This is a genomic window from Amaricoccus sp., assembly GCF_047602525.1.
Taxonomy (GTDB): domain Bacteria; phylum Pseudomonadota; class Alphaproteobacteria; order Rhodobacterales; family Rhodobacteraceae; genus Amaricoccus.
Map to the genome: position 1 here is coordinate 3,535,764 of NZ_JASGHB010000001.1, position 21,705 is coordinate 3,557,468.

General features: G+C 70.1%; 23 protein-coding genes and 2 pseudogenes. 10 read left to right on the plus strand and 15 right to left on the minus strand.

What is annotated here, in order from left to right; translation table 11 throughout:
- Positions 1 to 16: 16 nt before the first annotated feature.
- The 3 genes from QM699_RS18090 to QM699_RS18100 form a co-directional block, all read right to left on the minus strand.
- Complete coding sequence (locus tag QM699_RS18090; protein WP_415012802.1) at positions 17 to 463, minus strand: VOC family protein; 447 nt, start codon at positions 461 to 463, stop codon at positions 17 to 19.
- Positions 372 to 986: a VOC family protein gene (locus QM699_RS18095; RefSeq protein ID WP_415012404.1), complete on the minus strand. Its 615-nt coding sequence runs from the start codon at positions 984 to 986 to the stop codon at positions 372 to 374. Before QM699_RS18095 ends, QM699_RS18090 begins: the two co-directional genes overlap by 92 nt.
- A 96-nt stretch (positions 987 to 1,082) precedes the next feature.
- Positions 1,083 to 1,655, minus strand: a complete 573-nt coding sequence (locus QM699_RS18100) for an HdeD family acid-resistance protein (protein WP_415012405.1) — start codon at positions 1,653 to 1,655, stop codon at positions 1,083 to 1,085.
- A gap of 144 nt (positions 1,656 to 1,799) precedes the next feature.
- On the opposite strand from QM699_RS18100, the gene QM699_RS18105 reads away from it, so the two are divergent.
- Positions 1,800 to 2,639 carry an EamA family transporter gene (locus QM699_RS18105; protein WP_415012406.1) on the plus strand — a complete coding sequence of 280 codons (840 nt, stop codon included), beginning with the start codon at positions 1,800 to 1,802 and terminating at the stop codon, positions 2,637 to 2,639.
- Between the two features lie 2 nt (positions 2,640 to 2,641).
- Here QM699_RS18105 and QM699_RS18110 read toward each other — a convergent pair whose 3' ends face one another.
- Positions 2,642 to 3,562, minus strand: a complete 921-nt coding sequence (locus tag QM699_RS18110; protein WP_415012407.1) for a YncE family protein — start codon at positions 3,560 to 3,562, stop codon at positions 2,642 to 2,644.
- Positions 3,559 to 4,092 carry an SRPBCC family protein gene (locus QM699_RS18115; RefSeq protein ID WP_415012408.1) on the minus strand — a complete coding sequence of 178 codons (534 nt, stop codon included), beginning with the start codon at positions 4,090 to 4,092 and terminating at the stop codon, positions 3,559 to 3,561. The genes QM699_RS18110 and QM699_RS18115 overlap by 4 nt, the downstream gene beginning before the upstream one ends.
- A 222-nt stretch (positions 4,093 to 4,314) precedes the next feature.
- Between QM699_RS18115 and QM699_RS18120 the strand changes: the two are divergent.
- The 3 genes and pseudogenes from QM699_RS18120 to QM699_RS18130 form a co-directional block, all read left to right on the plus strand.
- Positions 4,315 to 4,698, plus strand: a pseudogene (locus tag QM699_RS18120) (calcium-binding protein); the annotation flags it as partial.
- Between the two features lie 5 nt (positions 4,699 to 4,703).
- A pseudogene (locus QM699_RS18125) lies at positions 4,704 to 4,757 on the plus strand (hypothetical protein); the annotation flags it as partial.
- Positions 4,758 to 4,802: 45 nt separating this feature from the next.
- Positions 4,803 to 5,066: a hypothetical protein gene (locus tag QM699_RS18130; protein ID WP_415012831.1), complete on the plus strand. Its 264-nt coding sequence runs from the start codon at positions 4,803 to 4,805 to the stop codon at positions 5,064 to 5,066.
- A 25-nt stretch (positions 5,067 to 5,091) separates the two neighbouring features.
- Here QM699_RS18130 and QM699_RS18135 read toward each other — a convergent pair whose 3' ends face one another.
- On the minus strand, positions 5,092 to 5,601 hold the full coding sequence (locus QM699_RS18135) for a hypothetical protein (protein ID WP_415012409.1): 510 nt from the start codon (positions 5,599 to 5,601) through the stop codon (positions 5,092 to 5,094).
- A gap of 217 nt (positions 5,602 to 5,818) precedes the next feature.
- Between QM699_RS18135 and carB the strand changes: the two genes are divergently transcribed.
- Entirely contained in the window at positions 5,819 to 9,121 is a 3,303-nt protein-coding gene (carB, locus tag QM699_RS18140) for a carbamoyl-phosphate synthase large subunit (protein ID WP_415012410.1), read from the plus strand.
- 761 nt (positions 9,122 to 9,882) lie between these two features.
- On the opposite strand, the gene QM699_RS18145 is transcribed toward carB, so the two are convergent.
- Both QM699_RS18145 and QM699_RS18150 read right to left on the minus strand, forming a co-directional pair.
- Positions 9,883 to 10,110 (minus strand): DUF2442 domain-containing protein, encoded by a 228-nt coding sequence (locus QM699_RS18145; RefSeq protein ID WP_415012411.1) that lies wholly within the window; start codon positions 10,108 to 10,110, stop codon positions 9,883 to 9,885.
- Positions 10,111 to 10,114: 4 nt separating this feature from the next.
- The gene (locus QM699_RS18150; protein WP_415012412.1) at positions 10,115 to 10,357 is read right to left on the minus strand and encodes a DUF4160 domain-containing protein; all 243 of its coding nucleotides are present in this window, start codon (positions 10,355 to 10,357) and stop codon (positions 10,115 to 10,117) included.
- Positions 10,358 to 10,533: 176 nt separating this feature from the next.
- Here QM699_RS18150 and QM699_RS18155 point away from each other — a divergent pair, with 176 nt between their 5' ends.
- Positions 10,534 to 11,976, plus strand: coding sequence for a mannitol dehydrogenase family protein (locus QM699_RS18155; protein WP_415012803.1), 1,443 nt, complete (start codon positions 10,534 to 10,536; stop codon positions 11,974 to 11,976).
- A gap of 32 nt (positions 11,977 to 12,008) precedes the next feature.
- On the opposite strand, the gene pncB is transcribed toward QM699_RS18155, so the two are convergent.
- On the minus strand, positions 12,009 to 13,301 hold the full coding sequence (gene pncB / locus QM699_RS18160) for a nicotinate phosphoribosyltransferase (RefSeq protein ID WP_415012413.1): 1,293 nt from the start codon (positions 13,299 to 13,301) through the stop codon (positions 12,009 to 12,011).
- Positions 13,298 to 13,924 (minus strand): bifunctional nicotinamidase/pyrazinamidase, encoded by a 627-nt coding sequence (pncA, locus tag QM699_RS18165; RefSeq protein WP_415012414.1) that lies wholly within the window; start codon positions 13,922 to 13,924, stop codon positions 13,298 to 13,300. The genes pncB and pncA overlap by 4 nt, the downstream gene beginning before the upstream one ends.
- Positions 13,925 to 14,202: 278 nt before the next feature.
- On the opposite strand from pncA, the gene hemP reads away from it, so the two are divergent.
- Positions 14,203 to 14,394: a hemin uptake protein HemP gene (gene hemP, locus QM699_RS18170; protein ID WP_415012804.1), complete on the plus strand. Its 192-nt coding sequence runs from the start codon at positions 14,203 to 14,205 to the stop codon at positions 14,392 to 14,394.
- A gap of 5 nt (positions 14,395 to 14,399) precedes the next feature.
- Entirely contained in the window at positions 14,400 to 14,834 is a 435-nt protein-coding gene (locus tag QM699_RS18175; RefSeq protein WP_415012415.1) for a hypothetical protein, read from the plus strand.
- A gap of 11 nt (positions 14,835 to 14,845) precedes the next feature.
- Here the strand turns inward: QM699_RS18175 and QM699_RS18180 are convergent, their stop codons facing one another.
- From QM699_RS18180 to QM699_RS18190, 3 genes are read right to left on the minus strand one after another with little or no spacing between them, the layout of a single operon-like run.
- Positions 14,846 to 15,691 (minus strand): C40 family peptidase, encoded by an 846-nt coding sequence (locus QM699_RS18180; RefSeq protein WP_415012416.1) that lies wholly within the window; start codon positions 15,689 to 15,691, stop codon positions 14,846 to 14,848.
- Complete coding sequence (locus tag QM699_RS18185; protein ID WP_415012417.1) at positions 15,679 to 17,067, minus strand: leucyl aminopeptidase family protein; 1,389 nt, start codon at positions 17,065 to 17,067, stop codon at positions 15,679 to 15,681. Before QM699_RS18185 ends, QM699_RS18180 begins: the two co-directional genes overlap by 13 nt.
- Before the next feature lie 57 nt (positions 17,068 to 17,124).
- Positions 17,125 to 17,511: a hypothetical protein gene (locus tag QM699_RS18190; RefSeq protein ID WP_415012418.1), complete on the minus strand. Its 387-nt coding sequence runs from the start codon at positions 17,509 to 17,511 to the stop codon at positions 17,125 to 17,127.
- 147 nt (positions 17,512 to 17,658) lie between these two features.
- On the opposite strand from QM699_RS18190, the gene QM699_RS18195 reads away from it, so the two are divergent.
- Positions 17,659 to 18,312 carry a carbonic anhydrase gene (locus QM699_RS18195; RefSeq protein ID WP_415012419.1) on the plus strand — a complete coding sequence of 218 codons (654 nt, stop codon included), beginning with the start codon at positions 17,659 to 17,661 and terminating at the stop codon, positions 18,310 to 18,312.
- A gap of 108 nt (positions 18,313 to 18,420) precedes the next feature.
- A complete protein-coding gene (locus QM699_RS18200) occupies positions 18,421 to 19,800 on the plus strand; it encodes a cytochrome c (protein ID WP_415012420.1) in 1,380 nt (459 codons plus the stop codon).
- Between the two features lie 228 nt (positions 19,801 to 20,028).
- Here QM699_RS18200 and QM699_RS18205 read toward each other — a convergent pair whose 3' ends face one another.
- Both QM699_RS18205 and QM699_RS18210 read right to left on the minus strand, forming a co-directional pair.
- Entirely contained in the window at positions 20,029 to 21,072 is a 1,044-nt protein-coding gene (locus tag QM699_RS18205; RefSeq protein WP_415012421.1) for an aspartate-semialdehyde dehydrogenase, read from the minus strand.
- A 142-nt stretch (positions 21,073 to 21,214) separates the two neighbouring features.
- Entirely contained in the window at positions 21,215 to 21,643 is a 429-nt protein-coding gene (locus tag QM699_RS18210) for a GFA family protein (RefSeq protein ID WP_415012422.1), read from the minus strand.
- Positions 21,644 to 21,705: the final 62 nt, after the last annotated feature.

A 21,705-nucleotide genomic window follows, 5' to 3' on the forward strand; every position in this document is an offset into this window, starting at 1 on the left:
GCCGTGCGCGGCGGCGTCAGTCGATCGGCTGGAGCCCCGCCTCGATCGACGCCCGGCGCCCCTCGAGGAACGGCGGCAGCGACAGCCGCTCGCCCAGCGTCTCCAGCGGCTCGTCGACGGCAAAGCCCGGCCCGTCTGTCGCAATCTCGAAGAGAGTGCCGCCCGGCTCGCGGAAGTAGAGCGAGCGGAAGTAGTAGCGCTCGACCTCGCCGCTGGTTGCCACCCCGGCCGAGGCGAGGTGCCGCGTCCAGTCGTGCATCCGCTCGACGCTCGGGGTGCGGAAGGCGACGTGATGCACCGCGCCCGCGCCCTGCCGCGCCACCGGCAATCCCGGCTGCACCGCGACGTGCAGCTCCGATGCCGGTCCCGCCTCAGCCTGCCCGCCCGCGCCCATGCCGAAGACCCGCACCTCGCCCACGCCGTCCGGCGAGGCATAGGCCCGCAGCTCGGCCATCCCGAGCACCCGGGTGAGCAGCGCCGCCGTCGGCGCCAGCTTCGGCACGGAAATCGTCACCGGCCCGAGCCCGCGGATTCTGGTGCGCCGCCGGCACCGGGCTGCGCCCCCAGGCGTGTGCCGCGCCCAGGCCGCCGTCGTCGGTCAGGCGCAGCCGCTGGCCCTCCGGGTCCTCGAAGTCGAGCGTCGCCCGCCCATCGACCGTGGCGATCTCGCCGACGGAGAGCCCCTGCGCCGCGAGCCGCTCGCGCCACCAGCCGAGGCTCGCCTCGCCGGCGACCCGGAGGCCGGTCCGCGAGATCGAATGCGTGCCGCGCCGCTCGCGGGCCACCGGCCAGTCGAAGAACGTCAGGTCGGTGCCCGGCGAGGCCAGGCCGTCGGCGTAGAACAGGTGATAGGCGCTGGTGTCGTCCTGGTTCACCGTCTTCTTCACCAGCCGCAGGCCCAGCGTGTCGGTGTAGAACCGGCGGTTGCCGGGCGCGTCGGCGGTGATCGCGGTGACGTGGTGCAGGCCGGTCAGTTCGAGGTCCATGGTCTCTCCTCCCGTGCGGTGGATCGTTGCTGGACCGAACATCGGGACGGGGCCAGCCTTGCGAAAGGCCCCGTCCTGGAAACAGCCTGTTCCGGCTCAGGCCTTGTAGGAACGCAGCTTGAACGCGAGCAGGATGTGGTCGATCCCGAAGATGATCGCAAAGATCGCGATCATCCAGACCACCGCCAGCGCGCCGGCCAGCGGCTGCATCACCAGCACGAGGCCGAACAGGATCGAGATGACGCCGCTCACGATCAGCAGCCACTCGCCCTCGATCTCCTTGCGCAGGCGGATCGCGCCCCAGATCTGCAGGATGCCGGTCGCGATCGCCCACGCCGCGATGAAGAGCAGCAGCACGCCCGCCGTGCCCACCGGCCAGACGAAGGCGAAGATGCCCGCCGCGATGCCGAGCAGTCCGACGAGCAGCAGCCAGCCGCGCGAGCCCGCGCCACCGCCGGTGATCGCCGCCCAGAGCGAGGCAACGCCGTCGATCAGCGCATAGCCGCCCCAGAGGAACGTGAGCGACAGGGCGGTGATCCCCGGCCACATGAACGCGAGCAACCCGAAGATCACCCCGGCGATACCGCGCAGCAGGATCAGCCACCAGTTTGCCGCCAGCGCCCGGAGAAGCGGCTTGTTCGCCCGGTCGAGCGTTGGATTGAAAGTCATCGGCTCTTCCTTCCAAAGGAGAAAGCGCGATCCTACCCTCTTTCGTAAGGCGAGGTCACGGCCACCTGCGCCGGTTGACAGAGGCGTGCCCGCGGCGCAACACCGGGCGTGCCGCACGCCCCCGAGGGTCCGCATGTCCGCGCCATGTCCGCGCTAGTCTTTGCCGCCGTGCTCTGCGGCGCCGCACTGCACGCGAGCTGGAATGCCATCGTCAAGGGCGGCAGCGACAAGCTGCTCTCCACCGCGCTGATCGCCGCCGCGTCCGCCGCGATCGCGGTCGTCGTCCTGCCGTTCCTGCCGCAGCCGGCACGGGCGAGCTGGCCGTATCTCGCGCTCTCGCCCGCGCTCCAGACGCTCTATTTCGCCCTCGTCGCCGCCGCCTACCGCGCCACCGACATGAGCCGGGCCTATCCGCTGATGCGCGGGCTCGCCCCGACGCTCGTCGCACTGGCCGGCGCGCTGTTCCTCGACCAGCACCTGCCCGCCGCCGGCTGGATCGGCGTCGGCCTGGTCTCGGTCGGGGTCTTCGCCATGGCCTTCGCGCTCGGCGGCGGCGTGCCCGCCAGCCGTCGCGGCACGCTCTACGCGCTGGCCAACGCCGCGGTGATCGCCTGCTATACGCTGGTCGACGCCGCCGGCGTCCGGGCCTCCGGCGCGCCCGTCGCCTACGCCCTCTGGATTTTCGTGCTCGCGATCCCGGTCACGCTCTGGGCGCTGGCCACCCGCGGCGGCGCCTTCCTCGCCTATGCCCGCGTCAACCTCTGGCGCGGCTTCGTCGGCGGCCTCGGCAACCTCGGCTCCTATGGCATCGCGCTCTGGGCGATGACTCGCGCGCCGGTCGCCATGGTCGCTGCGCTGCGCGAGACCTCGATCCTCTTCGGTCTCGCCATCGCCGCGCTGTTCCTGGGCGAGCGCGTCGGCCCCGCCCGCGTCGCCGCCGCCGCGCTGATCGTCGCGGGCGCGATCATGCTGCGGCTGGCCTGACGTCAGGGCCGCGCCGCGACGAACGCCCCGAACGCCCGCGGTCCCTCCGGCACCGGGATCTCGCGCACCACCGCGTGGGTGGCCGCGTCGATCACCATCACCGTGTCGGAGAACCAGTTCGCCAGCACCAGCGACCGGCCGTCGGAGGTGGCGGCGATGCCCTCGGGATAGTCGCCGACCGCGATCGTGTCGGTGACGGCGAGGCTGCCGGCGTCGAACACCGTCACCGTCGAGCCGTACTGGTCGCTGACGAACCCCTCGCCGCCGGCGAAGGCCACCGCATACGGGCGCTCGCCGGTCGGGATCGTCCCGACCACCTCGCCCGCGGCCAGATCGACCACCGACACCGTATTGGCCAGAACGTCCGCCGTGTACGCCCGCCCCTGCCGCAGCGTCACGCCGAACGGGTGCTCGCCCACCGCCACCGTGCGGGTGGTCCCGGTCGCGAGATCGACGAGGCTGAGCGCGTTCGCGTCCCGATCCGCCGTCACCATGATCCCGTCCGCGATGGCGATCCCCGACGGCGTCGGCCCGACCGGAATCACGCGTCGCACCGTGCCGCTCGCGGGATCGACCTCGAAGGCCCGCGGCACCTGCCAGTCCGAGACGTAGGCAAGCCCGCTCGCCGGATCGACCGCCACGCCGAACGGCGCGCCGTCGAGCGCCACCTGCCGGAGTTCCTTGCCGGCGAAGTCGAAGACGTGCAGCCGCGCGGTCCCGACCGCCACCGCCAGAATCCGCCCGCGCGCGGCATCGACCGCCACCGCCGCCGGCTTGCCCGGCAGCACGACGGTCGCGGCGGTCTCGCCCGTCGCGGGATCGAGCAGGGTCAGCGCCCCCGCCCCCTGCGAGGTGATCGCCGCCAGGTCCGCCGCCCCGGCCGCCCCCGCGCTCGCGGCCAGCAGCAGGGCGGCGAGCTTCATCCGCCCGCCCCGAACCGCGTCTCGAGCGCGCCGAGGCCGGTGTCGATGAACGCCTTGGCCGCCGCCAGCGCCGCCTCGTCGTTCATCTCCGGCGGCGGATTGCCGTTCGGATCGCCGCGATAGAACGCCGCCGTCCACTTCACATGCGCCTTGCCGCCCTCGTCGCTCAGCACGATCGTGTTGGCGAAGTTCGTCACCGGGATCAGCTTCACGTCGTCATGCGTCCGGCGAAACGCGATCGTGTGCTTTTCGGCGTCGAACTTGCCCAGCTCCTCGGGCACCGTCACCTCGCCAAAGCTCACCGTGCGGGTCTTGCCGTCGGCGGCCGCCTCGGTCTTCGTCACCCCGGGATACCAGCCCATGTCGGCGAAGTTGCCGACCACCGCCCAGACGTCGGCGACGCTGGCCCCGAGCGTCGCCTCCTCGCTCGCCTTCTGCCGCGATGGCCCGTGCGCGTTCGCGACGCCGCCGCTCCCCGCGAGCGCGGCGACCAGCACCAGCCCGACCGCACCCCTCCGCCAACCTGCCATGGCATTTCCCCCGCGTTGTTTTTTGGTCCCGGGACGATACCGCCGCGGGGCTCGCCCGCAAGGCAACCAAAGTCGCAGCCGGCGGGGCGACCTGCCGGGGTCCGACCCGTAAACCTTGACGAACCGGAATCATTGCCCGCGGCCCGATGTTGCGCGCCAATTGGCGCACTCGCTCTTCGGGGAAGCGCCATGGCCGTCCTTCGCGCCTTTCGTCCGCTCGACATGGACCACGTCCTGCCTGACGCCGCCCCGGTCACGGCCACCGGCCGCATCGTCATCGACGGCGGCGACCTCGTGACCACGCTGACCGGCACGATCGGGGACGGCAGGTTCGGGGTGCATGGCACCGTCACCGCCCTTGCCCAGACGCTCGCGGGCGCGGCGGTCTTCGAGATCACCGGCGTCGAGCGCTCGGCCCGCACGATCCTGTCGATCGTCGCCACCGGCGACAACGACCGCCTGCTTGCCTACACGCTCTCGGGTGACGACCGCCTCGTCGGCAGCGATGGCGCCGACCACCTCGCCGCGATGGGGGGTGCCGACACGCTCCTCGGCGGCGCCGGTTCGGACAGCCTGATGGGCGGCAGCGACAACGACACCCTGAGCGGCGGATGGGGGCCGACTTCCTCGCCGGGGGCCTCGCGTCCGACCGGCTCGACGGCGGTGCCGGCCGCGACCGCCTGCTCGGCGGCGGTGGCGCCGACACCTTCGTGTTCCGCTCGGCCGCCGAGGCCGACGGCGACCGCATCCTCGACCTCGGCGCCGGCGACCGGGTGAACCTCGCGGCCATCGACGCCGACCTGACCCGCGCCGGCAACCAGGCGTTCCACGATCTCGGCGCCTTCGGATTCAGCGGCCATGCGGGCGAGCTGACCCTGCGCGCCGGCTGGCTGGCCGGCGATCTCGACGGCGACGGCGCCGCCGACTTTCGCGTGCACACCGGCGACATCGCGGCGCACACCCTCATCCTGTGACGCCCGCGGCCGGGCCCCGCCCCTCTCAGACGGGTGCCGCCTCGACCCGCACCGGCAAATCCGCCAGCCGCCGCAGGATGCGCTTCTCGCGCCGCAGCAGCCACGTCTCGAAAACCAGCATGTCGACGGGCCGCCACAGCGCCACCCATCCCACGATCACCACGCCGTCGCTCAACAGCCGGTGCGTCAGCCCGTCGCTGGGCAAGACCCGATCCAGCAGGACCGACAGCACGACACACACCAGGACCATGACCAGCGCCAGCCCCAGCGTCTGCAGTCCCTCGCGCCGCAGCGCCATCCGCCTGAGCTCGACGTCGCGCACCCGCACGTCCACATAGCGCCGGAGCCCCGTGGCCAGCCGCTCGGCGGCGCCGGCCTCGGGCCGGGGCATCCGCACGATCAGCGCGCCTTTGGCCGGAGGCAGGGCGCTCACCTGCGCCAGCAGCCGCTCGATCCCGGTCGACCGGCCGAAGCCCGGCGCCATCGGATCCTCCGGCGGTGGTGCGAACATCGCCTCCGGCCGATCGAGATCCACGGTTATGTCCCGACTGCCCACGCTTTCATCGCTCCTCGAGAGGGGTCTGCCGCAGCGATCCTGCATATTGCAGGCGGCAGCACAATTCCCCGGCCTTTCCCCGCGCAGGGTTGCGCTCCCGCAACGCCCCTCTATAACCCAGCGCAATTTGCCCGCCCGGACGAATCCAACTCCGCCGTGCCCACCGGGGACCGGCCAGATCGCGCAAGGCCACAAAATGCCGAAGAGAACCGACATCCGCTCGATCATGATCATCGGCGCGGGCCCCATCGTCATCGGCCAGGCCTGCGAGTTCGACTATTCCGGCGCCCAGGCCTGCAAGGCGCTGCGCGAGGAGGGCTATCGCGTCATCCTCGTCAACTCCAACCCGGCGACGATCATGACCGACCCGGAGATGGCCGACGCCACCTATGTCGAGCCGATCACCCCCGAGGTCGTCGCGAAGATCATCGAGAAGGAGCGCCCGGACGCGCTGCTGCCGACGATGGGCGGGCAGACCGGCCTCAACACCGCGCTCGCGCTCGCCGACCTCGGCGTCCTCGACAAGTTCGGCGTCGAGCTGATCGGCGCCAAGCGCGCGGCGATCGAGATGGCCGAGGACCGCAAGCTCTTCCGCGAGGCGATGGACCGCATCGGCCTCGAAAACCCCAAGGCGACCATCGTCACCACCATGGCCGAGGCGATGGAGGCGATCGAGTACGTCGGCCTGCCGGCCATCATCCGCCCGGCCTTCACCATGGGCGGCACCGGCGGCGGCGTTGCCTACAACCGCGAGGACTACGAGCGCATCTGCAAGACCGGCCTCGACGCCTCGCCGGTCAGCCAGATCCTCATCGACGAGAGCCTGCTCGGCTGGAAGGAGTACGAGATGGAGGTGGTCCGCGACAAGGCGGACAACTGCATCATCGTCTGCTCGATCGAGAACATCGACCCGATGGGCGTCCACACCGGCGACTCCATCACCGTGGCGCCCGCCCTGACGCTGACCGACAAGGAATATCAGGTCATGCGCAACGCCTCGATCGCGGTGCTGCGCGAGATCGGCGTCGAGACCGGCGGCTCCAACGTGCAGTTCGCCGTCCATCCCGAGACCGGCCGGCTCATCGTCATCGAGATGAACCCGCGCGTCTCGCGCTCCTCGGCGCTGGCGTCGAAGGCCACCGGCTTTCCCATCGCCAAGATCGCGGCGAAGCTCGCGGTCGGCTACACGCTCGACGAGCTCGACAACGACATCACCCAGGTGACGCCCGCGAGCTTCGAGCCGACCATCGACTACGTCGTCACCAAGATCCCCCGCTTCGCCTTCGAGAAGTTCCCCGGCGCCGAGCCGCTGCTGACGACCGCGATGAAGTCCGTCGGCGAGGCGATGGCGATCGGCCGGACCTTCCACGAGTCGGTGCAGAAGGCGCTCTGCAGCCTCGAGACCGGCCTCACCGGCTTCGACGACATCGAGATCCCCGGTGCGGACGGCCCCGACGCCAAGGCGACGATCATCCGGGCGCTCAGCGCGCAGACCCCCGACCGCCTGCGCCTCGCCGCCCAGGCCATGCGTCACGGCCTCAGCGACGACGAGATCCACGCCGTCACCCGCTACGATCCGTGGTTCCTCGCGCGCATCCGCGAGATCATCGACGAGGAAGCGCGCCTGATCCGCGACGGTCTGCCGCGCGAACCGCACGGCCTGCGCCGGCTGAAGATGCTGGGCTTTTCCGACGCCCGCCTCGCGACGCTCACCGCGCGCACCGAGTCCTCCGTCCGTGCCGAACGCCAGCGCCACGGCGTGCGCGCCGTCTTCAAGCGCATCGACACCTGCGGCGCCGAGTTCGAGGCCCAGACGCCCTACATGTACTCGACCTATGAGGTCGAGGCGATGGGCTCGGTCGAATGCGAGGCCCGCCCGACCGCGAACCGCAAGGTGGTGATCCTCGGCGGCGGCCCCAACCGCATCGGCCAGGGCATCGAGTTCGACTACTGCTGCTGCCACGCCTGTTTCGCGCTGACCAAGGCCGGCTACGAGACCATCATGGTCAACTGCAACCCGGAGACGGTCTCCACCGACTACGACACCTCCGATCGCCTGTACTTCGAGCCGCTGACCCTCGAGCACGTCCTCGAGATCCTGCGCGTCGAGCAGGAGAACGGCACGCTGCACGGCGTCATCGTCCAGTTCGGCGGGCAGACGCCGCTGAAGCTCGCCAACGCCCTGCACGACGCCGGCATCCCGATCCTCGGCACCACGCCCGACGCCATCGACCTTGCCGAGGACCGGGAGCGGTTCCAGGCGCTGCTGCACCGCCTCGAGCTGCGGCAGCCGCGGAACGGCATCGCCCGCTCTCCCGCGCAGGCGATGGCGGTGGCGAAGGAGATCGGCTATCCCCTCGTCATCCGCCCGAGCTACGTGCTCGGCGGCCGCGCCATGGAGATCGTCCGCGACGACGCCCAGCTCCAGCGCTACATCACCAGCGCCGTGCAGGTCTCCGGCGACACACCCGTGCTGCTCGACAGCTATCTCTCGAACGCCATCGAGGTCGACGTCGACGCCATCTGCGACGGCTCGTCCGTCCACGTCGCGGGCGTCATGGAGCATATCGAGGAAGCCGGCGTCCACTCCGGCGACAGCGCCTGCTCGCTTCCGCCGTGGTCGCTCGATGACGTGACGATCGCCGAGCTGAAGCGCCAGACCGAGTCCATGGCGCTGGCCCTCGGCGTCGTCGGCCTGATGAACGTGCAGTTCGCCATCCAGGACGGCGACATCTACGTGCTCGAGGTCAACCCGCGCGCCAGCCGCACGGTGCCCTTCGTGGCCAAGGCCACCGACAGCTCGATCGCCGCCATCGCCGCCCGGGTCATGGCCGGCGAGCCGCTCTCGAACTTCCCCCTGCGTCCGCCGTATCCCGCCGGCGCCGGCCCGGACGACACGCTGCCCTACGCCGACCCGCTCACCCTCGCCGACCCGGACATGCCGTGGTTCTCGGTCAAGGAGGCGGTGATGCCCTTCAACCGCTTCCCCGGCGTCGACACCCTGCTCGGCCCGGAGATGCGCTCGACCGGCGAGGTGATGGGCTGGGACCGCACCTTCCCGCGCGCCTTCCTCAAGGCGCAGATGGGGGCCGGGACGTCGCTGCCCGAGAAGGGCACGCTCTTCGTGTCCGTCAAGGACGCCGACAAGACCGACGTCCTGCTCGAGGCCGCCGGCATCCTGCACGCCCTCGGCTTCAAGGTGCTGGCGACGGCGGGCACCGCGAAGTTCCTGAGCGAGAACGACATTCCCGTGACCCGCGTCAACAAGGTGTACGAGGGCCGCCCGCACATCGTCGACACGATGAAGGACGGCGGCGTGCAGATCGTCTTCAACACCACGGAAGGCGCCCAGTCGATCAGCGACAGCCGCGCGATCCGGTCCCTGACGCTATCGGGGAAGATCCCGTACTACACCACGGCCGCCGGCGCGCGGGCGGCGGCGCTGGCGATGCGGGACCGGCTGGAGGGGGATCTAAGGGTGAGGGCGTTGCAGGGGTGATAGACGTGGAGATAACTGATGTCGCGGCTGCCTATCCCGGATGTTCCAGATCTTCCGAGACTTGAATACATACACGCTAACGTGTCTACCGAAGAGAGAAACGCGCTCTTTGAGCTAAATGCTCTTTTAGGACAATCCACTCGGAGGTATCGCGGTTCCGTGCCGCGATCGCTCTTGCAGACATTGGATTTGACCGGCGGGAAGTTCCTGTCTCATCAGCGCCGTGGCTCGCGTGGGATTTCCGTAGTGAGTGGCCAGTAATTGCGGCGCACGCCGCAATCGCCTGCTTGTTTCATATTAAGGACATCGTTAGATGTATCGGAGTTCGATTAACTTCGCCTGTCCTCAGGCGATATTTTTCGGGAGATAGTTCGGCGGCGAAGGCGGCTGCAGACTTAGATAAGATATTTCCTAAGGCCACGCAAAGCAGACACTCGACTGCGCACTCTGGTCAAATTTTGGTGGAAGCTGAAAAGAACTACCATAGAGCGCCCATTAGGAGAAAAGTATGCCTCGATAAATCAGGGTATAGGTGCATGATTTTTGAAAATCAATTTCATGATATAACCTTTATAACTACTCGGAATGGTGATATTCTTGAGTTTTATGTCACTTGGGAGAGTTATATAAGTCTGTTCGCCTGGTTTGATCGAATGATTTCCAAATTAGCTCGATCAATGCAAACTTCGGCCTGAGGTGGTTGAAGAGTAGAAGACATAGCGGGTGTTCGCGCCCACCAGCTTCAAGCAGCCCACCGTTCCTTACGCCGCCTCTCCCCCGACCCTGCGCCGATCCCCGCGCCCGGCCAGCAGCCCGTCGACCGACACGTCCTCGTCCAGCGCCTCCCAATGGATCCCGAACGGGCTGATCTCGAACCGCTCCCGCTCCTCAGCCGACGCCGCCCGCAGCCGCGGGAACCACGCCAGCGGCACGCCGACCACTCGCCCGTCCGACAGCCCGACCCACATCCGCTCGCCCTCAAAGCGCACAGTCTCAGCCGAAATACTCAAACCACGCCCTTTCGATGACTGCGCGGCGCTCGATGACCACCGCGCGCAGACGCTGGATCGTTCGCGCATCGAAGCCTCGGCTCGCCGCCACCGAAACCTCAGGATCGAGCCAGACCTTCACCTCGCATCCGTCCTTCAAGACGTGAACATGCATAGGCTCTCGCGGATCGCCCTCGTTCGAGTAGAAGAAGAACCGAAAGCCATCATAGCGGAAGATCGTCGGCACGGGGAGGGGTCCATGTCATCTGTCCGCGAACGACCGTCTTCGCCAATCGTTACGACCGTCTTTAGAAGTCGCGCACTCTCGATCGCAGGCGGCTTCAATGCCCGCCTTGCCAAGGCCGGGGGGCTCGGCGAAACCGGGCCACTGTCCTTGATCTCGGAGAAGCCGGCGTGACCGCAATCGTCTCGAGCCTTCCCCGCCTGACCCGGCCGGAGGGGCCGCGGCCGGGTGTCGGCATTGTCCACCTCGGGCTCGGCGCGTTCTTCCGGGCGCATGGCGCCATCTATGTCGCGGACGCGATGCGTGTCTCGGGCGGGGATTGGGGCATCGTCGGCGTGAGCCTGGTCCGGCCGGACCAGCGCGACCGGCTGGCGCCGCAGGGTTTCGCCTATACCGCGCTGGAGCTCGGGCCGGAGGGCGAGACGCCGCGGGTCGTCGACGTGATCGACGACATGCTGGTGGCGCGGGAGGACCCGGCGCTGGTGGTCGCGCGGATGGCGGACCCGGCCGTCCGCATCGTGTCGCTGACCGTGACGGAAAAGGGCTACTGCCACGATCCGGCAACCGGCCGGCTCAACTTCGGCCACCCGGACATCGTCCACGATCTCGCGTCCCCGGCGGCGCCGCGCTCGGCGCCCGGCTTCCTCGTCGCCGCGCTGGCGCGGCGGCGGGCGGCGGGCACGGCGCCGTTCACGGTGCTCTGCTGCGACAACCTGCCGGAAAACGGGTCGACGGTGCGTGGCGTGGTGCTGGAGCTGGCGGGGGCGAGCGATCCGGGCCTCGCGGCCTGGATCGCCGCGGAGGCGGCGTTTCCCTGCACCATGGTCGACCGGATCGTGCCGGCGACGAAGCCCGAGGACATCGAGCGGGTGGGGCGGCTGACCGGCCGGCTGGACCTGTCGCCGGTGATGCACGAGCCGTTCCGGCAGTGGGTGGTCGAGGAGCACTTCGTCGGCGGCGCCCGCCCGGACCTCGGCGCGGTCGGGGTGCAGCTCGTGCGGGACGTGCGTGGCTTCGAGGCGATGAAGCTCAGGATGCTGAACGGCACCCATTCGGCGCTGGCGTATCTCGGGTATCTCGCCGGGCATGAGACGATCGCCGCGACGGTGGCCGACCCGGTCTTCGCCGCGTTCGCCCGGCGGCTCTGGGCGGCCGAGATCGCCCCGACGCTCGTGCCGCCGGAGGGCGAGGATCTCGGCGCGTATGCCGAGGCGCTGCTCGCGCGCTACCGGAACCCCGGCATCCGGCATCGGACCTGGCAGATCGCCATGGACGGCAGCCAGAAGCTGCCGCAGCGCCTGCTCGGCACGCTCGCCGACAATGCTGCGTCCGGCCGCCCGTGCCCGGGGCTGATGCTCGCGGTGGCGGCCTGGATGGTCTACGTCGGCGGCCGCGACGAGGCGGGGGCCGAGATCGACGTGCGCGACCCGCTCGCCGCACGGCTGCGGGTGCTGAGCGATGGCGCCCCCGATCCGGCCGGGAAGGTTGCGGCACTGCTCGGCGTGGCGGAGGTGTTCCCGCCGGCGTTCGCGGCACTGCGGGACGATCTCGCGTCCGCCTATGCCGGTCTGGTCGCGCACGGCGCCCGCGCCGCAGTCGAGGCGCTCGCGGGGCCCGCCTGAGTGGCCGGGGTGCCGCTACCGGCGCGCGCGCGTCACACCAGTACCGCCTCTTCCCGCTGCGCGCCGACCGCGAACACCCGCTTGTAGCGCGCGATCTCCTCGGCCGGGCCGAGCGCCTTCGCCGGGTTGTCGGAGAGCTTCACCGTCGGGCGGCCGTTGGCGCTCACCGCCTTGCAGACCAGGCTGAACGGCGCCAGCGCGTCGCCGGGGGCGAGCCCGCGGAAGTCGTTGGTGAGCAGCGTCCCCCAGCCGAAGCTGAGCTTCACCCGGCCATGGAAGCGGGCATAGAGCGCCTCGATCCGGTCGACGTCGAGCCCGTCGGAGAAGATCACCAGCTTCTCCCGCGGATCCTGCCCGTGGCGCTTCCACCACTCGATCGCCACCTCGGCATTCTCCTCCGGCGAGCCGGAATCGACCCGGATTCCGGTCCACGAGGCCAGCCACTCCGGCGCGTGCTCCAGGAACCCTCGCGTGCCGTAGGTGTCGGGCAGGATCACCCGCAGGTTGCCGTCATAGTCCTGATGCCAGTTCTCCAGCACCCGGTAGGGCGCCGTCGCCAGCGTCGCATCGTCCTCGGCGAGTGCCGCGTAGACCATCGGCAGTTCATGGGCGTTGGTGCCGATCGCCTCCAGGTCGCGCCGCATGGCGATCAGGCAGTTCGAGGTGCCGGAGAACCGCGGCCCCAGGCCTTCCATCATCGCCTGCACGCACCAGTCCTGCCACAGGAACGAGTGTCGCCGCCGGGTGCCGAAATCAGAGATCCGCAGGTCCGGCAACCCCTCCAGCCGCTCGATCTTCTCCCAGAGCCGGGTCATCGCGCGGGCATAGAGCACCTGCAGCTCGAACTTGCCCATGCCGCGGATCACCGCCCGCGAGCGCATCTCCATCAGCACGGCGAGCGCGGGGATCTCCCACATCATCACCTCGGGCCACGACCCCTCGAACGTCAGCTCGTACTGGTCGCCCTTCCGCTCCAGCTGATAGTCGGGCATGCGGAAGTCCTCGAGCCAGGCCATGAAGTCCGGCCCGAACATCCACCGCTTGCCGTAAAACGTGTTGCCGCGCAGCCAGGTCGACTCGCCGCGGGTCAGCCGGAGGCCACGGATATGGTCGAGCTGCTGGCGGATCTCGCTCTCGTCGATCAGCGCCGCCAGCGGCACGGTCTTCGTGCGGTTGATGAGCGAGAACTTCACCCGCACGTCGGCGTGCCGGCGATAGACCGTCTGCAGCATCAGCAGCTTGTAGAAGTCGGTGTCGAGCACCGAGCGAACCACCGGGTCGATCCGCCAGGCGTGGTCGTAGGCACGGGTCGCGATGTCGGTCATGCGCTTTCCAGCTCCTCGGCCAGCGCGAAGCGCACGCCCTGTTCGCGCATCGCCCCGCTCATCCGCGCCAGCGAACCGTCGAGGTCGATCGCCCGGCAGGCGTCCTCGAGCAGCGTCACGCGAAAGCCCTGCGCCACCGCGTCGAGTGCGGAATGGGCGACGCAGAAATCGGTCGCAAGCCCGGCGAGCCAGACCTCGGACACCCCCCGCTCGCGCAGGTAGCCCGCAAGCCCGGTCGGCGTCGTCTTGTCGTTCTCGAAGAAGGCGGAATAGCTGTCGACGTGCGGGCGGAACCCCTTGCGCAGCACCATGTCGGCCATGTCGGTCGCGAGGTCCGGGTGAAACGCCGCGCCCGGCGTGCCCTGAACGCAGTGGACCGGCCAGAGGACCTGCGCGCCGTAGGGCATTTCGGTCACGGAGAACGCCTCGGCGCCGGGGTGGTTCGCCGCGAACGACTTGTGGTCCGGCGAGTGCCAGTCCTGGGTCAGCACGCGGACGGAGAACCGGCCGGCGACGCGGTTGACGAGGGGCACCACCTCCTCGCCCCCGGCGACGGCGAGCGCCCCGCCGGTGCAGAAATCGTTCTGGACGTCGATGACGATCAGCGCCGTGCCCGGTGCCATGCCGCTCTAGCCTCCCCGCGCCCAACCGGAGGCGCCAAACCGCTGGCGAGATTGGCAGCGATCCCACGGCTTTACAACAGGCGCGTCCAGCGGCGGCGGGGATGCCGGCGGCGCAGTTCCATCTCCGACTAAACGAATCGGGATTGACTCATCCTGAGTGAATTGGTCATGTAATCCCAGCCAGTCCGTCGGGGCGAGCCAACCCTCCGCAACCATGCAATCTGGAGCCGACCGGCATGTACCACGTCCGCTCGTCCGAGACCCGCAGGGCCACCCCGATGGACCGCGACCACGCCCCCCTCGACGGCTTTCTGCCGCATCCCCGCCGCGAGCCGGTGCGCCAGGCGCCACCGCCCGTCCACGACGCCCGCCTGCTGACCGGCGGCGGCAACGAGGCGGAGATCCGGCTCGACGGCGTGCGCTACGTCCTGCGCATCACGCGTCAGGGCAAGCTGATCCTGACCAAGTGAGCGCCATGCCGCGAAACCCGGGCGCGGCCGCCGTCGGCCGCCTCTCGGAACTGCCGCCGCTGGAGCGGCAGGTGATCCGCTGCCTCCGCTTCTGGTGCGCCGGGCCGAACGGACAGGGCGCACTCGGCCGCGAGCTGGCCCAGCGTCTTGGCGCCCCTGCGGCGGAGCGGGTGGCGGACGGTCTCGCCGAGCTGCTGCATGTGACCGCGAGCCACGCCCGGCGGCCGCTGATGGGCCACGCGCTCGACTGTCCCTGTGCCGGCGGCGACGAATGCGTGTTCGCCCGCTTTGTCTCGCTCGCGGCCGAGGGCGCGCGGGAGGAGGCCGTACTGATGGCGTCGCTGATCGTGCGGCCCGACCTCGCGCTCTGCCTCGCGCAGCTCGCCGAGGATGTCGGCCTCGGCCTGATGCGGGGGCAGGAGCCGCGCATCCTGCAGTAGGGCCCGGCCCGTCAGGGCCGGCGCCGGGCCACGATCGGGCCGCCCCGGGCGTCCAGCACCCGCCGCTCGACGTCCTCGAGGCGCTCCACGGCCACCGCCATGTGGTGCGCGTTCGCATGGACCAGCGTCTCGCCATCGACCATCAGCGCGACGTGGCCGCGCCAGAACACCAGATCGCCGCGCGCAGCCGGCGCCGCCGGCAGCAGGGCGTCGCCCACCAGCGCGGCCTGCATGTCGGAATCCCGCGGCATCGCCACGCCGCAGGCGAGATGCGCCACCTGCACCAGTCCCGAGCAGTCGATGCCGCGGATGCTGCGCCCGCCCCAGAGGTAGGGGGCGCCGACGAAGCGCAGCGCCTGCGTCACCGGATCGCCCGAGACCGCCTGGAGATGCGGCAGCGGCACGTGCCCGCCGCCCCGCAGCCGGGCGAAGCCGCCGGTGCTGCCGGAGACCGGCACGTCGGCGAGCAACGGCAGCTCGCCGGTGACTCTCCCCTGCACCGATGGCCGGTCGTAGACCTGCGACCACGTCGCCGTGACCGGCCGCCCGGCCCCGCGCTGCGCCATCAGCCCGTCGCGCGCCACGTATCCCACATAGCCGTCGAGCTGTGCCTGGCCCCAGGCCAGCCCGTCGGGGCGCTCCTCGTAGACGACGAACACCTCGCCGTGCAACAGCTGCGTCGCGCGCTCGGCACCGGCGTCGGGATCGAGCGTCAGGTCGAGCAGCGGCGCCGCGACCCGCGCGGGCCGTCCTTCGGCGAAACGCGCGGCCGTGACCCGGCCGCGCAGGTGCGCGGCCGCGAGGTCGGCGCGGGCCGGCATCAGGCGGCGGTGGAACGGTCCGTTCAGGTGCGGCAATACCGATCCTCCAGCAGCGCGAGAAGCGCCCGCGCCGCCTGGAACGCGCCGCCCTTCGGTCGTGCCGGCTTTGCCGCCGGTGTCCAGCCGTAGATATCGAGATGCAGGTAGTGCGGACTCGCCGTGACGAACCGGCGCAGGAACAGGGCGGCGGTGATGGCGCCGGCCATGCCGCCGGAGGGCGCGTTGTCGAGATCGGCGATGCCGGGCTCGATCAGCGGCTCGTAGGGCGCCCAGAACGGCAGGCGCCAGAGCGGATCGGCCACCCGCGCGCTCGCGGCGGCGAGATCGGCAGCCAGCGTCTCGTCGTCGGTGAAGAACGGCGGAACGTCGGGCCCGAGCGCCACCCGGGCCGCCCCGGTCAGGGTGGCGAGGCTGACGATCAGCTCCGGCGTCTCCTCGTCCGCGACGGCCAGCGCATCGGCGAGCACGAGGCGCCCCTCCGCGTCGGTGTTGTTCACCTCGACCGTCAGTCCCTTGCGGCTCGGCAGGATGTCACCGGGGCGCATCGCGGCGGCCGAGATGGCGTTCTCCACCGCCGGCACCAGCAGCCTGAGGCGGATGTCGAGACCCAGGCCCATGATGATCTCGGCAAGGCCCATGGCGGTCGCGGCCCCGCCCATGTCCTTCTTCATCAGGCCCATCGACGCGGACGGCTTGATGTCGAGCCCGCCGGTGTCGAAGCACACGCCCTTGCCGACCAGCGTCACCTTCGGCGCGTCTGCCCGGCCCCAGGTCAGATCCAGCAGCCGCGGCGCCTCGGTGGCGGCGGCGCCGACCGCCTCGATCATCGGCAGGTTGGCCGCCCGCAACGCCGGCCCGCCCCGGACCACGCCAAACGCCGCCCCATGCCGGGCCGCAAGCGCCGCGACGGCGGCCTCCAGCGCCTCCGGGCCCATGTCGCGAGCCGGCGTGTTGATCAGGTCCTGTGCCAGCGCCGCGCCGCGGGCCAGCGTCTCCACCCGGTCGAGGTCGACGCCCGGGGGGCAGACCAGCTCGACCGTCGACGGCTTGCCCGCGCGATACCGCTGGAAGCGATAGTCCGCGAGCCGCCACCCGAGGCATTCGAGCCCGGCGTCGATCTCCACGCCGCCCGGGTCGAGCACATAGCGCCCGGCCGGCAGCCTGGCCGCCGCGGCGGCCAGCGGAAAGCGGTCGCGTGCCCGGGTGCGCGCGCTGCCCCATCCGGCGAGGACACCGGCGATCCCTGCCTCTCCCGGCAGCGCCAGCACCTCGCCGATGCCTGCGCCAAAGCCTGACGCCTCGACCCAGGCGCGCACGCCGGGCGGGGCGCCTTCCACCCAGGACGCGAGCCCGTCGGCCTCGATCAGGCGCAGCGCGATTGTCCGGGCGTCTGGAGCGGCGACGAGTGGCATTCGGGGGCGCCTTGGATGGAGGGAGAGCGCCGCATCCTAGGGCGCGTCCCGCCGCCGTTACAAGGCCGAGTGGTCCGTAAACACGATGACGGAGAAGAGGGAATCCTCGCCGAGCCGCGAGAGCCGCGCCGAGACCGCTGCCGTGGCGATCTCGTCGCCCGTGGCAAGGCACCCGGCGAGATCCCGCGCGACCCGGGCGAAATCCGACAGGCCGACCTGCTCGGACAGCCCGGCGAGCCGCGAGGCCAGCGACTGGGCCTCCACGTCGTCGCCCTCGTCGAGCGCGGTCTGGAGCAGCCCGAGCCGGTCGGTCAGGTGGAACACCACCTCCGACACAACCTCGCGGCAGCGCTGGTCGCCGAGTGACTGACGCAGCAGATGAATCCGCGACCTGTCAAGTTCGGCATCCTCGTGCGCCGGTATGCTGAAAAGCTCCGCTCCCATGGCGATCCCCCCGGTTCCCGAGGCAGGAGATTGCCGCACAGCAGTAAAGGCATACTTGACGACGGCGCTTGCCGCAGCGCGGCATAAGCCCGAAAGTCGCCGCGACTTTAGCCAAATCCGACCGACGAATCGACCGGGGGACAAGCAATGGAACACGCGAAGCCGCTGCCGGAGGCGCTGGTCGCCCGCTATCGCGCCTGGCAGGATCGCCGCTCTTCGGACGAGATCGCCCGGTATGCCGAGCTGGCCGAGAAGGGGCAGAATCCGACGGCGATGATCATCACCTGCTGCGACAGCCGGGTGCTCATCTCCGAGATCTTCGGCAACGAGCCGGGCGACTTCTTCATTCACCGCAACATCGCCAACCTCGTGCCGCCCTACGAGCCCGACGGCGAGAGCCACGGCACCTCGGCGGCGATCGAGTACGCGGTGATCGCGCTGAAGATCCAGCACCTGATCGTCATGGGCCACCATGCCTGCGGCGGCGTGCGCGGATGCCATGACATGCTGGCCGGGCTCGCTCCCGACCTCGACACGCCGACCAGCTTCGTCGGCACCTGGCTGCGGCTGCTGAAGCCCGGCTTCGATTCCCTGGCCGGCCGCGGGCTGGGCTACGAGGCGCGCATCGCTGCGCTGGAGAAGCAGGCGGTGCTGGTCAGCCTCGAAAACCTGATGACCTTCCCGTTCATCTCCGACCGGGTCGCGACCGGCACCCTGCAGCTGCATGGGGTATGGAAGGACATCCGCGACGGTGGCCTCGAACTCTACGATGCGGAAAGCGGCGGGTTCGCACCGCTCTGATGCCGCACCGCGACATCAACTTCTGTTGATCCCGCGCCGGCTTGGCAGGCGCGCGGCGGCAATGGTTAGATCGCATCGCCCATTCGTTACCCAGACAGGGAGGAAGGCATGCGGAAGCTCTACGGCCTGGTCGGAGCGTTCGTCGTCGCCGGCACACTGGCCTCTGCCGCAGACGATCCCGTCACGGCCCGCGTCTCGCTGATGAGCGCCAACGGCGCCGCGACGGCGCTGGCGGGCGGGATGCTGAAGGAGCAGGTGCCCTATTCGCCCGCTGCCGGCAAGGCGGCGATCGCCACGTGGGAGGCGGTGGCGGCCTCGTTCGGCGCCTTCTTCCCCGATGGCAGCGAGGGCACCGGCCGCAGCGAAGCCTCGCCGAAGATCTGGCAGGACCGCGCCGGCTTCGACGCCGATCTCGCCAAGTTCCAGGAGGCGGCCCTCGCCGCCGTCAAGGCGGCCGGCAAGAGCGGCCCGCCCGATCTCGCCAGTTTCCAGAAGCTCGCGCAGCCGGTGATGGGCACCTGCAAGAGCTGCCACGAGTTCGTATCGTCTTCAGGACTGATGCTCGGCGTCCTGCGTCTCCTCGGCTGGCTCGCGGTGCTCGGCCTCGTCGCCGGGGCCGGGTTCTGGCTGCTGACCATGCCGCGCGGCCTGTCGCAGCAGACGCTGGCGGCGATGCCGGCGGGCGACGCGGAGCGGGGCGAGGCCCTGTTCTGGGTCGGCGGCTGCGCCTCCTGCCACGCGGCACCGGGGGCCAGGGGCGACGACCGGCGGAAGCTCGGCGGTGGCCGGGTGCTTGCGACGGAGTTCGGCGATTTCGCGCCGCCGAACATCTCGCCGGACCGCGAGCACGGCATCGGCGGCTGGACGCCGGCCGCGTTCGCGAACGCCATGCTCCGGGGCATCGGGCCGGGCGGCGAGCACCTCTATCCGGCGTTTCCCTATGCCTCCTACACGCGGATGACGCTCGGTGACGTGGCCGACCTCTGGGCCTATCTCCAGACCCTGCCGCCGGTGGCGGAGACGCCGGCCGCGCGGACGGCGCTGCGGTTTCCGTTCAGCGTGCGCCGCGGCGTGGGGCTCTGGAAGCTCGCGTTCCTCCGGGACGGCCCGGCGGTGACGCTGGCGGCCGCGACCCCGGAGGTGCTGCGCGGCCAGTACCTGAGCGAGGGGCCGGGGCACTGCGGCGAGTGCCACACGCCGCGGAACTTCGCCGGGGCGATGGACACGCGCCGCTGGCTCGGCGGCGCGCCGAACCCGGAGGGCAAGGGGCGGGTGCCCAATATCACCCCGGGTGGCAAGGTGCGGGACTGGTCGCCCGAGGACATGGTGTATTTCTTTCAGTCCGGCTTCGAGCCGGACTATAACGCCGTTGCGGGCAGCATGGTCGAGGTGCAGGAGAACCTGGCGATGCTGCCGGACGACGACCTGCACGCGATCGCGGCGTATCTCGCGGCGGTTCCGGCGATCGAGGGGGCGGCGCGGCCCTGAGGCGAGCCGGGGCCGGGCAGGAGCGCCGTCCTCGGGGGGCAAGCCCCCGCTCGGCCGGCGCTTGTCGGTCGGCCGCCTTTGCGGCCTCCCTTCAGCGGCAGCGGGCTTTCGCCCGCCGGGTCTCTTGGTCTCCCCGCTGTTGCGGGGCCCCTTGCGTCCTGCCCGATAGGGTTTCTGCCTGTATGAAAACCGGGACCTGCGAGAGAGGCCCCGGTCGCGGCGCGGGCGTCAGGCGACGGTCGCCGGCATGTCGCCCTTCTTCAGCACGCGGCGGCCGAGCAGCTCGGCGATCTGCACGGCGTTGAGCGCCGCGCCCTTGCGCAGGTTGTCCGAGACGATCCAGAGCACCAGCCCGTTCTCGACCGTCGGGTCGGTGCGGATCCGGCTGACGTAGGTGGCATAGTCGCCGACGCACTCGATCGGCGTGACGTAGCCGCCGGCCTCGCGCTTGTCGACGACGAGCAGCCCGGGGCTCTCGCGCAGGATCTCGCGGGCCTCGTCCTCGTCGAGGACATCCTCGAATTCGACGTTCACCGCTTCGGAATGGCCGACGAACACCGGCACGCGGACGCAGGTGGCGACCACCTTGATCGCCGGATCGACGATCTTCTTGGTCTCCGCCACCATCTTCCACTCTTCCTTGGTGAAGCCGTCCTCCATGAAGACGTCGATGTGCGGAATGACGTTGAAGGCGATCTGCTTCGGATAGACGCTCGGCTCGACTTCCTGGCCGGGGACGTAGAGGCCCTTGGTCTGGTTCCAGAGTTCGTCCATCGCCTCCTTGCCCGAGCCGGAAACCGACTGGTAGGTCGAGACCACCACCCGCTTGATCCGTGCGCGGTCGTGCAGCGGCTTCAGCGCCACCACCATCTGCGCCGTGGAGCAGTTGGGGTTGGCGATGATGTTCTTGTTGGAATAGCCCACGATCGCGTCCGGATTCACCTCCGGCACGATCAGCGGCACCTCCGGATCGTAGCGGTAGAGCGACGAGTTGTCGATGACCACGCAGCCGGCCTTCGCGGCGATCGGCGCGTACTTCTTCGTCGCGTCCGAGCCGATGGCAAAGAGCGCCATGTCCCAGCCCGCGAAGTCGAAGGTATCGAGATCCAGGGTCTTGAGGGTGCGCTCGCCGAAGGAGACCTCGGTGCCGAGCGACTTTCGCGACGCCAGCGCCGCGATGTCGTCGACGGGAAACTCCCGCTCGGCGAGGATGTTCAGCATTTCCCGGCCCACGTTGCCCGTGGCGCCGACGACCGCGACGCGGTAGCCCATCACACCTACTCCTGGAACAGTGCGCGTGCGCTGTTGCGCAAAAAGCCGGAAATGTAAACCGGAATCACTTCCGAAGCGGCCGCAAAGTCGCTTCGGAAGGGCACCTGCCGGCTGGCAACCGTGACGGGACGACGCGCGACGGCTATTCCGGCATCGTCTCGCCGGAGCCGCCGAACGCCGCCGGGAAATCCCTGAGCTTCGGCAGCCCGTCCTTCATCCGCAGCACCGTCTCGGCATAGTTGACGTGCACGCCCGGCACGAACGCCACCGTGGGGATCGTCGCGGCGTAGACGTCGACCAGCCCGAGCCCCGGATGGTTCGTCAGGACGTGCCCGCCGCAGACGGTGCAGAACTTGCGGTCGGAGACCTCGGTCTTGGCGTAGTGGCCGAGCTTGTCGGCGCCCTTCGTCACCGTCACGTTCTCCGGCTTCCAGAGCGTGAAGGCGTTGACCGGCCCGGCCGACCACGACCGGCACGAGGCGCAGTGGCAGTACCCCATCGCCTCCGGCGCGCCCGTGACCTCGACGGTGACGGCCCCGCAGAAACAGCTTCCCGAGTGGCTGTCCGGCATTTCAGTTCTCCCGCGTGGTGATGTCCGGGGGCGCAGCGGCCCTCGCGCCGGACGCTACGCCT

Bases quoted from the DNA above. Each gene is read 5' to 3' on its own strand.
- QM699_RS18205 (WP_415012421.1), bottom strand. From the start codon at position 21,072: ATGGGCTACCGCGTCGCGGTCGTCGGCGCCACGGGCAACGTGGGCCGG.
- pncA (WP_415012414.1), bottom strand. From the start codon at position 13,924: ATGGCACCGGGCACGGCGCTGATCGTCATCGACGTCCAGAACGATTTC.
- QM699_RS18105 (WP_415012406.1), top strand. From the start codon at position 1,800: ATGTCCGCGCTAGTCTTTGCCGCCGTGCTCTGCGGCGCCGCACTGCAC.
- QM699_RS18110 (WP_415012407.1), bottom strand. From the start codon at position 3,562: ATGAAGCTCGCCGCCCTGCTGCTGGCCGCGAGCGCGGGGGCGGCCGGG.
- pncB (WP_415012413.1), bottom strand. From the start codon at position 13,301: ATGACCGACATCGCGACCCGTGCCTACGACCACGCCTGGCGGATCGAC.
- QM699_RS18195 (WP_415012419.1), top strand. From the start codon at position 17,659: ATGGAACACGCGAAGCCGCTGCCGGAGGCGCTGGTCGCCCGCTATCGC.
- hemP (WP_415012804.1), top strand. From the start codon at position 14,203: ATGGACCGCGACCACGCCCCCCTCGACGGCTTTCTGCCGCATCCCCGC.
- QM699_RS18100 (WP_415012405.1), bottom strand. From the start codon at position 1,655: ATGACTTTCAATCCAACGCTCGACCGGGCGAACAAGCCGCTTCTCCGG.
- QM699_RS18115 (WP_415012408.1), bottom strand. From the start codon at position 4,092: ATGGCAGGTTGGCGGAGGGGTGCGGTCGGGCTGGTGCTGGTCGCCGCG.
- QM699_RS18175 (WP_415012415.1), top strand. From the start codon at position 14,400: ATGCCGCGAAACCCGGGCGCGGCCGCCGTCGGCCGCCTCTCGGAACTG.
- QM699_RS18095 (WP_415012404.1), bottom strand. From the start codon at position 986: ATGGACCTCGAACTGACCGGCCTGCACCACGTCACCGCGATCACCGCC.
- QM699_RS18200 (WP_415012420.1), top strand. From the start codon at position 18,421: ATGCGGAAGCTCTACGGCCTGGTCGGAGCGTTCGTCGTCGCCGGCACA.
- QM699_RS18190 (WP_415012418.1), bottom strand. From the start codon at position 17,511: ATGGGAGCGGAGCTTTTCAGCATACCGGCGCACGAGGATGCCGAACTT.
- QM699_RS18185 (WP_415012417.1), bottom strand. From the start codon at position 17,067: ATGCCACTCGTCGCCGCTCCAGACGCCCGGACAATCGCGCTGCGCCTG.
- carB (WP_415012410.1), top strand. From the start codon at position 5,819: ATGCCGAAGAGAACCGACATCCGCTCGATCATGATCATCGGCGCGGGC.
- QM699_RS18210 (WP_415012422.1), bottom strand. From the start codon at position 21,643: ATGCCGGACAGCCACTCGGGAAGCTGTTTCTGCGGGGCCGTCACCGTC.